The organism is Treponema sp. J25 (assembly GCF_004343725.1).
Lineage (GTDB): Bacteria > Spirochaetota > Spirochaetia > Treponematales > Breznakiellaceae > J25.
In genome coordinates, this window is record NZ_PTQW01000011.1 from 1 (window position 1) to 12,828 (window position 12,828).

Consider the following 12,828-nt stretch of genomic DNA (forward strand, 5'->3'; position numbering starts at 1 on the left):
AGGCTTTTTTTATTTCCCACCTGTGTTACTATACCGTTGCCCTTGCCAGAGTAAGGGCGGGAGAGTTTTTTCCCCGGGGAAAAACTTTTCTTGTATCCTTACTCTTATTCTGCCGCTTAGAAAAACCTCCTTTTTGTTTCCATAAAAAAAGCCCCCATTCCTATTGATGAAATGGCCAATCAATAGTAAAGTAGTACATATACTGTCTATAAAAGGAAATACTATGGCCGAAAAGGAATACCAGTATCAGCTTGTGACCTTTCAATTAGGCGAAGAGGTCTATGGTATAGATATCATGGACGTTAAAGAAATCGTTCGCGTACAAGATATACGGCCTATCCCTAACGCCCCTTCCTATGTAGAAGGCATTATCAATTTGCGGGGAGAAATTATCCCCATTATCAATTTGCATAAAAGATTCCATATAAAAAAACCAGCTATCGATGAAGAAGAAGAATTGCTTTCAGGATTCATCATTATTGATATTGATGGAATGAAGCTGGGAGTTGTTATTGATAAGGTGTTGCGGGTAATTACGATAGAAGATGAACAGATTCAGGAACCACCTCAGATGCTCTCGGGAATCGGAGCCGAATATATTCAGGGAGTGGTTTCCACAGAGGAGCGGTATCTTATTATTCTGGATATTCGTCGTCTCTTTAATCCTCGGGAATTACAAAAAATTAGCGAATTAAAACAATAACAGAGGGAGTTTTTCATGCGTATCAAAGCCTTCTCTCCCACCATCCGCCGAAAGGAGATGGATGCGGTGCTCACTGCGCTGGTGGAAGATTCCCTGGGTCCCGGTGAATATGCGACTCGTCTCTTACAGGTAGCCAAAGAATATATTGGATACGATTATGGTATTCCCCTTCGCAGTCCTGTTTTTGCCCTCTACTATGCTCTAAAAGCCCTTGATTTACCCCGGGGAAGTGGAGTGGTGATTTCTGCCCTTTCTCCTTTTTATTATCTCCAGGTCCTTGAGGATTTAGGTCTAGAACCAGTTTTGGTGGATGTAGAAGAGTCCACGGGTAACATGAGCGGTGCTACCATCCAGAAGGGTATTCAGCAGAAAAGGGCCCACCTTTCAGGAGAATCCTTAGAGTCTTTTACGGTTCGAGCCTGTGTGCTTCACTATACCTTGGGATATGTACCTGAAATACAGCCTATTCTGGATCTTGGCCTTCCTCTTATCGAAGATTGTTCAAGAAGTTTTGGTACGAATATTGGAGAGCAGCGGGTAGGTTCTTTTGGGGTTTTTACCCTTTTGGGCCTTGAAGAACGGGACCTCTTTACCGCCGGCGGTGGGTGCCTCCTCTATGCGATGAATCGCCGAGAAGGAACGGTGCTTCGTCGTTGGTCTACCTTACCGCCAGAGTATCGGCTTCCCGATGTGAATGCTGCCATGGCAACGGTGCAATTTAAAGAATCAGAACGGAACTACGAAAAACGAAGGGCTATCGCGGAGGTATATACCCAGGCGGCACTCCAGAGCCGGCATAAACGTTTTATTAATCCTGATACGGCAGAGTATAACAACTATTGTTTTCCTCTTGTCCTTCAGAGTGGGGCAAAGGATGTCATTGCCTATGGGGTCAAAAAGGAAGTAGAAATAGCTCTCGCCTTCCAGGATACTGTTGTGGCCCATTTGGAAAAACCGCAGGATTATCCGGTGGCATATTCGCTTTCCTTGCGGACCGTCCTTTTCCCTTTTTATCCCCGTCTTTCTTCTCCCATGGTCCAAAAGGTGGCCCGCCTGCTTGCCACATTGCCATAAATAGGTAACAATAGGCATATGGGACAGCCACCAATGGTTCGTCGGGCCTTGCTTATCGTCAATTTACATAAAGATGATGCTCGCAGTTTGATGCAGGAAATAGAAGCCGCCCTTACCGCTGCAGGGGTAACGGTTGTTACCTGTGCCTTTGAAGGAAGACCAACGAACCAACCTCAAGGGCCCTTCGATGTGGTCTTTTCCCTTGGGGGGGATGGAACGGTGCTCTATACCGCCCGGTGTGTGGCCCCCTGGCAGGTCCCTATTTTCCCTATAAATCTGGGAACCCTTGGTTTTATAGCGGCTATCCATCGAAATGAGTGGCTTTCCGTATATAAGGGGTGGCGAGAAGGAAAAGAGCTTCCTTCAAAACGTATCATGCTTTCAATTAAGGTATTTCGAAGAGGAACTCTTATAGCAAGCCATGTGGCACTCAACGATGGGGTTATTGCCGCATCGGGGATCACCAAAATCATTCGGCTCGATGTGGGAACCCAATCGGTTCGATTTGGGCGTTATCTTTCGGATGGCCTTATTGTAGCGACCCCCACGGGGTCAACCGCCTATTCGGTAGCCGCCGGCGGACCCATCCTGGACCCTGAAATGGAGGCCCTCATCATTAATCCCATCTGTCCTTTTACCCTTTCTAACAGGCCAGTGGTGGTTCCCGTGTTCGAACATGTCTCGGTTCAAGTAGAAAAGGAGCAGCGGACCAACGTTATTTTAACTATTGACGGTCAAATTGTGGTAGAATTAGAACCAGAAGATACGGTGCTTTTTGAAAAAGCCCCGTTTCCGGCACTCCTGGTTGCCAGTGGGAGGGATGTGTTTTATACCGTGTTGCGAACCAAATTGAACTGGTCGGGAGGTCCCGATGCTTGAGGAATTGATCATCCAGGATTATGCCCTGATTGATACCCTTCACATCAGCTTTGAAGGGGGCCTTAACATTTTGACCGGTGAAACCGGTGCCGGAAAATCGATTATTGTGGGTGCCCTGGGCTTTATTCTTGGTTCAAAGGTAGATACGGATATCATACGAACGGGCAGAGAAGAAGTTCGGGTTTCGGCGATCCTTGGTGTGGACCCTCGCAATACGGAAGCCCTGAACTGGCTTACCGATCATGGAATAGAGCCGGAAGAAGGTAAAGTAATTCTCCGCCGCAACCTCAAACAAAATGGTCGGGGGAGCATGTTCATTCAGAATGTCCCGGTCACCCGGAACGACCTTGCGGACTTCACTTCCCTATTGTTTGATATTCATGGCCAGCATGAACATCAGTTATTACTGAAGCGGGAAAGTCATCGGCGCTATCTTGATCGTTTTGCGGGGATAGAAGAAGAGGTCCTTCAGTTTAATCGGGTTTTTACTACCCTTTCAGAAAAACGGAAGCTTCTTGAAAATTCCCGATCCTCCGAACGGGATCGCCAGGCCCGAATGGAGATGCTTAGCTACGCTATTGAAGAAATAGAAAAGGCCCGCCTTCGTATCGGAGAAAGCGAAGAGCTTGAACAGGAATCCCGCCGCATGGGGGCCCACGAAAAACTTGCCTCCTATATAGAAACGGCCTGTGAGCTTCTTTTTGAAGGGGACGCTTCCTGTCTGGCATCACTGCGACGGGTTCGTTCGAGCCTGGAAGGTGCCCTGTCGATTGATAGTACCCTGGCTGCTCTTGCCGAAGGGATAAACAGTACCTACTACGACCTGGAAGATTGGGCGGATCAACTGAGGACGTATCGAAACAACCTTACCTTTGATCCGCGGCGCCTTGAGGAAATAGAAGAACGGCTTGCCCTCTTATATCGACTTAAGAAAAAATATGGGGCTACGGAAGAAGAAATCCTGGGCTATAAACAAAAGGCAGAAGAAGAACTAGACCATCTTGCCCACTTTGAAGAAAACAGGGCTGCCCTGGAGGCGGAGATCGCGAGCCTTGAACGGGAAGTAATTCAGCGGGCCCGCTCGATTACCCAGAAACGCGAAAAGGCCGCGGAAGAGCTCTCAGTAAAAATAACCGCCATCCTCGCATCCCTTGGGATGAACCGTTCCCGTTTTGCCGTTTCGGTTCTCCCCAAAACCCAGGGCAGCGATAGCCTGCTCTGTGGCCCCTATGGGGCTGAGGACATTGAATTCTTTATTTCGCCTAATCCCGGGGAACCTCTGAAGGAACTATCCCGCATTGCCAGTGGTGGGGAGCTTTCCCGGGTGATGCTTGCTATTAAGACAATCCTTGCCCATTCGGATACGGTGGAAACCCTTGTGTTTGATGAGATAGACACCGGTATTGGTGGGGAAGTGGCCCTTGCAGTAGGAGAACATCTTGCGCAGTTGGGAAGGATTAAACAAATATTTTGTATTACCCATCTTGCTTCTATTGCGGTTCGTGCCGATAATCATCTCAAGGTGGAAAAGTCCGTAGTGGGGGATCGGACCGTCACGACGGTTCGGCCCTTATCCGACAGAGAGCGGAAGGAAGAAATTGCCCGGATGTTGTCGGGAGATGCCTCGGCGGGGGTGGCCCTCGCCCATGCGGAAGAGTTGCTTGCCCGGTATCGAGGATTAACGGGGTAAAAGACGGGAAATATCATGGCAAAGATAACCGCAGAACATAAACACAGTTACTTTGAGAAGATCAAACCCTACAAAGAAATGATAGATGGAATTTTGAATCGGGAACGGAATATGCTTGCCCTGATTCAAAAGGAGCCCCAAACGGGGGCCTTTAAAAAGTTGGTCCTCGCCGAAGAGATGCTTAACCTGGCTTCGTATTACCTGGTGATGAACGGGATTTCCCAGGCAATCCTGGGGGTAAAAAATGAAGATGCCCTGAACGAAGCCCGTAAGTCCCTCTATAAAAGCATTATTTATCTTGAGGAACTGGTTACGAATTTAGTCGATGCCCCCTATTCGGAATACGAAGAAAAACTGGCCCTCCTTGAAGGGGTTGATATTGCCCGTCGGTATACCCTGGTCCGTAAATTGGGGCTTGCTATTCGGCTGGTGGAAGATGGCTATGGGGAAAACACCAAATGGAAATGGGCTTTCGTAGAGATTGAAGGCCGTTTTGCTACGGTAGCTAAAAATCTTTTTGATTTAAAGAGTGCCGTCGCCGGGATGGATCCCCGATCACCCGATTATGAAGTTACGGTATACTACCTTCGCACAATTAAGCGACTTCTTTCCCAGGCTGCTGACCGATATCGAGAAAAGTACGAGCTTTCCACCCTTCGGTTTGATGATTTTAAACAGGCGATAAATTACCTTGCGGCGCTCAAACGGATTCACATCCTTATGGGAGAACGGGAAGAAGCGGAAACCGTAAAGAAGAAACAGGAAATTTGGGCCGCCAAACTTGAGGCGGATCAAAAGAAACAGCAAGAAGGACAACGGTAACAAGTATCCCCTGCCATACCCCTCCTGGGACGAATTAATAAAAGCCGCGAATGATGATGTACGAAAGAGCGAGTCGCAGGTGGCAGTTTCCCAACAATAAAAACGCCGCCGTCATCAGGCCGGCGGCAGATCTTAATACTTAAATATTCACATATCGTTCCTCGTGATGCTACTGAAGAAGCGGTGCGAGATCTTTTCTTCCCCACCGCAGGGCCACATCGTAGGGGGTTTCGCCCGCCGTATTACGGGCCGTTTTACTTGCTCCGAGGGAAAGCAAGAAGCGAACTGCCTGTTCATTTCCTTTCGATGCGGCGTAGTGGAGGATGGTGTTCCCGGTGGAATCGCTCAGCTGAATGGCGGAACCAGAAAACAATGCTCCTAAGGCCACGGTCCCCTGGGAAAGGGCCACCGATGCAGGGGATTCCCCATCAGCCGCTACCGAGAAAGGCGATGCCCCCTGTTCGATTAAGAAGGAGGCCACATCCCAGGCTTCTCGGTCAATGGCAAGCCGAAGGGCAGTTTTCCCGCGGGCATCGATGGTGTGAATTCGGGTTCCCAATTCAACGATTTGCTTGATTACCGACAAGGGGCTTCCTTCAAGGATGGCGGTGTGGAGAGGTCCATTTCCATCATCATCGGTGGAATTGATGCGGTCCTTGGTAAGAAGGACGGGGACCATCTTGTAAGAACCGGTTAAGGCCATCTGGAGAGCACTTTTCCCGATTGAATTCCGGGCATGGATGGAAGCTCCCCGGGAAAGCAGGATGTTAGCGATCCGGGTGTTTTCGAGGATGACCGCCATATGGAGGGGCGTATCCCCCCGATTATTCCGGGCCTGGGGATCTGCTCCGGCATTCAAAAGCCGTTCTGCCCCCTGGGCGTTGTTTGCCCCAATAGCATCCATCAGGGGGGTATTCCCTTCGGTCTCGGGTATGTTTAAGTCAGCCCCTTGCTGGATAAGGAGATCTGTCATCTGGTGCATCCCCAATGTACAGGCCACATGGAGGGCGCTCTTCCCGGCGGCGTTTTGCGCATTGATGGGGAGCCTTTGTTCAATAAGAAATTGCGCCGCTTCAAGGGAATTCCAGCGTACCGCTATGTGCAGGGCCGTATTACCGAGTCTATCCCTGAACTGCAGGTTGGCCCCCGCGGTAGCGAGGGCTTGAATGCTCGCAGGGTGATTTGCTTTTACCGCAAAAAAGAGGGGACTCTCGCCGGTTGCATTGGCCTTATCAATGGGGGCTCCGCGCTGGGCCACGACAGGAATAAGAGAAGCCAGTTTCCACTGGGCCAGGTAGTGGAGTATCCCATTCCCGAGGTTATCGGTGGCAGTAATAGTATACGAATTGATCATCCATTCCCTAAGGCCTCCAGGGCTTGTGCAGGCAATGTAGAGAGGACTTTTTCCACTTGCATCGGGGGTAAAAATATCCGCCCCGCGGCTTAAAAGGAGTTCCCCTACTTCGCGGTTGTTCTTTTCTATGGCGATAAAGAGGGGGGTACTTCCGGTTTTATTCCGGGCGTTTACGTTGCCCCCAACCTTCAGGATGTGTTCAATGACTGTAAGGGGGGCATTCAAACTTACCGCCAGGTGAAGGGGGCTATTCCCCATGTTATCAGTGAGTTGTACCGTTTGAGGGGTGATGAGGAGGGGAATGAGTCGACTGTTCATTTTGAAGGCCAGACTCAAGGGGCTTTCCCCTTCTATATCCGTAGCAAAAAGGTCCGCCTGTTTTTCCAGGCAAAGGGGAACATACCGCTCTGCCTCTTTTATAACCGCCATATGGAGCGGGGTTTGTCCCTTTGTGTTACGAATATTGATATCTGCCCCCGCAGCAAGAAGCTGAGCCACCACCGCTTCGCCCAGATTCATGGCGATAGCGATATGGAGCGGCGCGTCCCCATGTTCATCCTTACTGTTGGGATTTGCCCCATAGGAAAGAAGGGTTTTTACGGCCTCTTCTCGTACCTGGGAGGGTAGAATAAGGTGGAGTACCGTATTACCCTTGGCATCCCGGGCATTGGGGTCCGCTCCCTGTTCGAGAAGGGTTTTAACAATTACAAGATGACCTGCCCGGGCTGCATCGTGGAGGGCCGTGGAACCGGCGCTATCCTTTGCATTGATATCGGCCTTTTTTTCAAGCAGGTACTGGATAACCCCACGGTGACCTGCTCGCGCTGCCTGATGGAGTGGCGTGGAGCCATCGGCAAAGCGAATACTTACATTGTAAGAACGAAGGGTTTGCAGAAGGTAGGAGAAATTCGGGTACTGGGTAACTCCGCCTGCTAGAATGATAGGTTCAGCACACTTTACGTGTTCATATGAATCGGCCTGTTCAAGGGTATAATCCAGGGCCGTCTTTCCATTGCCGTCTTTTATATTAAGGGGAATTCCCGCTGCGAGGAGTTGCTGGACCGCCTCCCCCTTACCCATGAGGGCCGCCAGGTGGAGCAGGGTTCTCCCTTTTTCATCCCGTTGGGAAAGGGTTGCAGGATGAATGAGGGCCGCTAAAAGCCCTTCTCCCTTCTGTATGGCTATTCGTACCGGTTGTTGGGCCTCCGTACTTGCAAGGTACAAAGGAGCACCCCTGGCGGCCAGAAGCTTTGTGATTTCCTGGTTCCCATTGCTGCAGGCAATTTCAAGGGCTGTACGGCCTTCTGTATCTTGCAGTTCTACCGCCGCACCTAAGGCAAGGAAAAGGGCCGTGAGTTTTGTATCTTGAAGTTCCACTGCCCTAATAAGAGGGGTCCGTCCTTTTTCATCGGTGGTGTTTATATTGAGTTTCCCGGTGAAGAACTCTTCCACCCGTTGAACTTCGCCTTTTTCTATAAGGGTCCACACGGTTTCTGGGGCTTGAGGGGGTGGGGAAGGAGAGGAGGTACATCCTCCTAAGAGGGCTGCACAAAGCCCTACATAGATGTAGGCAATTCGTTGTTCTGGTCTTCTTCTCTTGATGTTCCTGTCCATGCTCATATCATCGGCACTATACCAGAGAGAACTAAGATTTTCATCTGGTTGGGGGGGGTCGAATTGAGTTGTTTTTAGGGGACCATACGAAACAATGATTCTAAGCCAGAGATTCCCCGTCCCTTATTATTATGCCGTATTTCAAGGTATCTCCGTTTTTTGAGGTCTTGTGGCCGTCTTCTGGAATGTACCTCTCTAAAGAGGATGGGGTCTTGACTTTTTTTGTACATCCTGGTAGTTTAGCTTCCACAGAAACGGCGGCATAGCTCAGTTGGTAGAGCAAACGGCTCATATCCGTTGGGTCATAGGTTCAAGTCCTATTGCCGCTAGTAAGGGGATGTCCAAGAAGTAGTGATGGATATCCCCTTTTTTTATAGGTACTAACAAAAATGTCTTCTGTGCTTGACGCCTCCTATCATCAATGATAGACTCAAAAAGGGTTTAGTATGTTCTCAGAAATGTTTCAAACCACATGGGTATATGCTCACATAGCAAAATTATTTCCCCTCATAGCCTTGGTGCTGGTAGTACAAACCGCTCTTCGACATGATTCAGAGAATCTCCTCGGATGGGCGATGCCGGCGGTTCTTTATATGCTGGGGCGGGATGTTATTTTCTTTACAGGAAAAATCCCCTTTTTTCTTCTACCGTTAACTGATGTGATGGTTCCTCTTTTCATTGTTGGCCCTCTACTTTATCAGCGAAAAAGGGGCGCCCTTTATGGATATACCCTTGGCCTTTTCCTGTATGGGCTTTTGGCAGTAACCCTTTTTTCCTTGTCTGTAATCTCATATCAATTGTTTAATCTCCTTTGTTTTGTAGCAGTCCTGGTATCCCTTGTTGTTCTGCTCTTTGTGGGAAAAACGGGCAATCCCATGGGAGGAGTGTATATTCTGGTAGGGACTGCTTTTATTGTTCTCTTTGGAGGGCATTTCTTATCGAGCTCTTCCTCTGAGGTGCTCTCCTTTTTTTACGCCGGCCACTATCTTTTACTTATCACGACATTACTTCTTTATGTTAAGCAAGAAGACAATAAATTGATTTCCGATCGGGATGGCTTAGCTGATAACATCGATATTCTGTATAACTTTGTATTGAATTCTACCGATGCCCTTCATTCAGGGGGGGATTTAAACAAACTGCTGGATTATGTAGCAAGAACGATTACCGAGGGAACCAGCGCTGATGGAACCCTTATCCTTTTAGTGGATGATGTGGAGTATATGGTGTCCAGCCGGGCGGCTTACGGAAAAATATATCCGTTTACTCCTCTGCCGGAGGGCACCGATGTGTCAGAAGATGCCATTCGAGATTGGCTCCTTCATTTGAAGCTTCCTATTGGACAGGGCTTGATTGGGGAAACCGCCCAAACCGGCAAGCCCCTCTTTATCCCCTATGCACAAAAAGATGGTAGGGTTGTGTCCCATTCTGTTTTACCGATTGGAAGCCTTTTGGTTATTCCTCTTTTAATAGAGGACCATATCATCGGTGTAGCGGTGTGTATGAGAGGGGCGGAGGCTTCGCCTTTTCTTGACAAAGATTTTGATCGGGCGGTGCTCCTCGCGGGATTTGCGGCGGTGGTTATCAATACCGTTTATTCATTTCAAGATGTAAGTGAAAAAAGTGACATCGATACGGTGGCAAGCATCAGTCAGGATATCCAGCGGGCCCTGCAGCCAAAGCGACTCCCAAAATTAAGTAGTTGTAGTATCGGGGTGTTTTCTGAGAATGCCCGGGGGATAAACAGCGATTACTATGATATCATCCCGGTGAGTCGGGAGCGGGTGTACTTTGTGATTGGGGATATCGCCGGTAAAGGGATCCAGGCGGGACTTATTATGGTGATGATCCGGGCCCTGGTACATTTCATTACCAGTTCTAGCAAAGATGCCAGTACGTTGCTGAGCTGGATAAACCGGGGAATCACAGGAAAGATAGATATTGATCACTTTGCTACCCTCCAGGTTGTTGTGTATAATCCCATTACGGGGGATTGTGAGTTTGCCAATGCGGGACATCGGCCCCTGCTCATTTGGAAAAACCATATGGGGCTGGTAGATGCCCTCGAGGTAGAAAGTGTCCCTATAGGGGTGGAACGAAATACCGAGTATCAGGCGACCCATTTCAAACTTGAAAAAAATGATGTACTATTGTTGTATACCGATGGGGTAATAGAGGCTATTAATCCAGCGGGAAAACAGTATGGGATTAAGAGCTTGACAACGGCCCTACATAAATATCATGATTTGGAAGGGCCTGAGATCGCAAAGAAAATAAAGGAGGATCTCCGTTCTTTTATGGGAACAGCCCGTCAGCATGACGATCAAACCATAGTTGCTATTAAAGCAAAAAATTAAAGACAGGGGGAACAGACATTTATGGAACTAAAAATCCGGAAAAATAACGAGACCTATATCATTGATGTGCAGGGAGAAATGGACCTCTACAATTCTTACAAATTGAAAGAGCTAGTCATGAAAATGCTTGAGAAAAAGGTCTCTAAGTTTATTATCAACCTCGAAGGGGTTGATTATATCGATTCGAGTGGAATTGGGGCCCTTATCTACATTTGTTCTACCATAAAGAAAATGAACCTAAAACTGACCATCACCAACATCCACGGTTCTGTAAAGAAGGTAATTGAGCTTACAAAACTGATGGGATACTTCCCCATCAGCGCTTCGTTAGAAGAGGCTATCAAACAAATGGAAGAATAAATCTCTGTAAATAAACAATTAATCAAGAGAGGAAAATTATGGAAGAAATAAAAGAATTGAAGGCTGACGGTAAATCCCCCTTATTTGATAAAACAAACATGTTATATAAGGAATTCCCCTCCGATTACCGGCAAATCCGGTATTTTACCCTTCTTATTGTGCAGTCCGCTCCGCCGGAGATAAAAGAAATTAACCTCTTGGAGCAGCAGATATCAGAAATCATAAAAAATGCGGTGAAACACGGGAATCACAACGATATCAACAAGAAAGTACGGGTATGGTATTACTTTAGTCCCGAGGAGGCTCGCCTTATCGTAGAAGATGAGGGAGAAGGCTTTAAGGAACTCGAGCAGTGGAACGAATTTAATCGCAAACGGCTTGAGTGTTTACATGCCCAGAACTATGAAGAGTTAGGAAACTATGTTTCCTTCAGAACCGAAAAGAGTGATGACATGGATGGGGGAAACGCCCTCTTTGCGGCATTAGAATATTGGAACGGAGGCTTTGTATATAACGATAAGCGGAATGGGGTCGCTATGCGTAAGACTTTCCCCAAACGGCGACACGGAATTACGATAGAAGAATAGGTATTCGTTAAAGGGGACGGGGAAAAGAGGTGTAACGGGTTATGTACCCAGTATCCCGTCCCCCGGGAAGGTAAAAAAGTTTAAAGCCCCTGATGTGGTTAAATAGTGAACCCTTAACCGGAAGCATACACAAATTCTCACGGACCATACCCATTACACATTACCACTCAAAAACTGGGCATCCTGGTCCGTAAAGGGCTTCCCATAAATATATTCAAATAGAAAACGCATATCCTCGGGAGCAATGTCCTGAAACCGGCAACCAAAATAGCCGGTCGAAGCATCGGTATACCGCCGAACAATTTTAGCAATTGTTTTGATTGTCCTGCGGGGTGTAATCAGTTCCACATCCAGTTCGCTGTCGGGTAAAAGGGCCGAAGAAAGGGGGGAAAGGGGATAGGCAAAAAGCATCCCTGACGCGCTTATGTCCATAATACGTCCCTGAAAAGAAGTCTTTTTTACTTTTCCTTGTTCAAAATACCCATTTTCTTTAAGAGAAAAAGCCAGGACTTTTGCAAATTGATAGGCTGTATCAAGGGTGGAAAAATCAAAGGGAGGTTTCCCTTCCGTATCAATCCAGAGGTGAATATAGCCAATCACATATTCCTGAAAAAGGATGGGAACCCAGAGATCCGAGAAAATTGAGTCATCCTGTTTCGATTTTATGAACCGGGCAATGGCGTCATCCACATATATTTTATCAACCCCAGAACGCAAAAGATAATGGACAAAAATGTCCTCGGTAATGATACGAGGTTTAGGGTAAGGGTCCGTTTTAGGGATACCCGTATAGGTAGAGGGCAAGAAAAGGGCTTTCCCTGTTTCTGCCAGGAGCTTTTCTTCCCGGCTTGTAGGCTTGGTATCCTTAAAAATAACCAGTTTGTAGCCCGAAGTGGTTTCTGCCGCCCAACTGGCGAGTTGCTGAATAATTCCTTTTATGTTTTTAGGATCAAAGTGTTCTACTAATGTATTAATTTCTTCAATTTCGTATTCCTGGACTTTAGGATAATCCAAGTTATATCGATCGCCATGAAAGGTAAATTGAATGACTAAGTCCCGGGGTGCCTGAACCCGTGAATACGAACGGGAAAGATTCTTATAAAAGAACTCAGGATTTTCTACGGTAAGGAATTCTTCTTTATAGGTAATAACCCGTGCCGAAAAGGAAATCACCTGTCCTCGATAATCAAAGACAAAATTTAATTTTATCCCTGTTTTAAGGCCTTGAATGGGGGTGTTGGCCTTTAACTCAAAGGTTTCCTTACCTACCTTTTGTACCACCAGGGTATAATGGAGGCGATTATAAAAGCACATGAGAGGAAGTTGCTCATCCGCAAGAACCTTTAGAAGGAATTCCTTTTCTATTCGTTTGATTGCTGTGGCCATCT

10 protein-coding genes and 1 tRNA gene are annotated in these 12,828 nt (G+C 47.5%); 9 read left to right on the forward strand and 2 right to left on the reverse strand.

The window, feature by feature from the left end:
* Positions 1 to 223 precede the first annotated feature (223 nt).
* From C5O22_RS03410 to C5O22_RS03430, 5 genes are read left to right on the forward strand one after another with little or no spacing between them, the layout of a single operon-like run.
* A complete protein-coding gene (locus C5O22_RS03410; protein WP_132779802.1) occupies positions 224 to 703 on the forward strand; it encodes a chemotaxis protein CheW in 480 nt (159 codons plus the stop codon).
* A gap of 15 nt (positions 704 to 718) precedes the next feature.
* Complete coding sequence (locus C5O22_RS03415; RefSeq protein ID WP_132779803.1) at positions 719 to 1,777, forward strand: DegT/DnrJ/EryC1/StrS family aminotransferase; 1,059 nt, start codon at positions 719 to 721, stop codon at positions 1,775 to 1,777.
* 18 nt (positions 1,778 to 1,795) lie between these two features.
* Positions 1,796 to 2,656, forward strand: coding sequence for an NAD(+)/NADH kinase (locus tag C5O22_RS03420; RefSeq protein WP_132779804.1), 861 nt, complete (start codon positions 1,796 to 1,798; stop codon positions 2,654 to 2,656).
* Positions 2,649 to 4,346: a DNA repair protein RecN gene (gene recN / locus C5O22_RS03425; protein ID WP_132779805.1), complete on the forward strand. Its 1,698-nt coding sequence runs from the start codon at positions 2,649 to 2,651 to the stop codon at positions 4,344 to 4,346. Before C5O22_RS03420 ends, recN begins: the two co-directional genes overlap by 8 nt.
* Before the next feature lie 15 nt (positions 4,347 to 4,361).
* Positions 4,362 to 5,168 carry a hypothetical protein gene (locus C5O22_RS03430; RefSeq protein WP_132779806.1) on the forward strand — a complete coding sequence of 269 codons (807 nt, stop codon included), beginning with the start codon at positions 4,362 to 4,364 and terminating at the stop codon, positions 5,166 to 5,168.
* A 169-nt stretch (positions 5,169 to 5,337) separates the two neighbouring features.
* On the opposite strand, the gene C5O22_RS03435 is transcribed toward C5O22_RS03430, so the two are convergent.
* Positions 5,338 to 8,142 carry an ankyrin repeat domain-containing protein gene (locus tag C5O22_RS03435; protein ID WP_132779807.1) on the reverse strand — a complete coding sequence of 935 codons (2,805 nt, stop codon included), beginning with the start codon at positions 8,140 to 8,142 and terminating at the stop codon, positions 5,338 to 5,340.
* 250 nt (positions 8,143 to 8,392) lie between these two features.
* Here C5O22_RS03435 and C5O22_RS03440 point away from each other — a divergent pair.
* The 4 genes from C5O22_RS03440 to C5O22_RS03455 all read left to right on the forward strand — a co-directional run bounded on the left by C5O22_RS03440 (position 8,393) and on the right by C5O22_RS03455 (position 11,440).
* A tRNA-Met gene (locus tag C5O22_RS03440) sits at positions 8,393 to 8,465 on the forward strand.
* A gap of 129 nt (positions 8,466 to 8,594) precedes the next feature.
* A complete protein-coding gene (locus C5O22_RS03445; RefSeq protein ID WP_165910387.1) occupies positions 8,595 to 10,493 on the forward strand; it encodes a PP2C family protein-serine/threonine phosphatase in 1,899 nt (632 codons plus the stop codon).
* A 21-nt stretch (positions 10,494 to 10,514) separates the two neighbouring features.
* Positions 10,515 to 10,853, forward strand: coding sequence for an anti-sigma factor antagonist (locus tag C5O22_RS03450; RefSeq protein WP_132779809.1), 339 nt, complete (start codon positions 10,515 to 10,517; stop codon positions 10,851 to 10,853).
* A gap of 38 nt (positions 10,854 to 10,891) precedes the next feature.
* A complete protein-coding gene (locus tag C5O22_RS03455; protein WP_132779810.1) occupies positions 10,892 to 11,440 on the forward strand; it encodes an ATP-binding protein in 549 nt (182 codons plus the stop codon).
* Between the two features lie 153 nt (positions 11,441 to 11,593).
* Here the strand turns inward: C5O22_RS03455 and C5O22_RS03460 are convergent, their stop codons facing one another.
* Positions 11,594 to 12,826, reverse strand: a complete 1,233-nt coding sequence (locus C5O22_RS03460) for a PilZ domain-containing protein (protein ID WP_132779811.1) — start codon at positions 12,824 to 12,826, stop codon at positions 11,594 to 11,596.
* Positions 12,827 to 12,828: the final 2 nt, after the last annotated feature.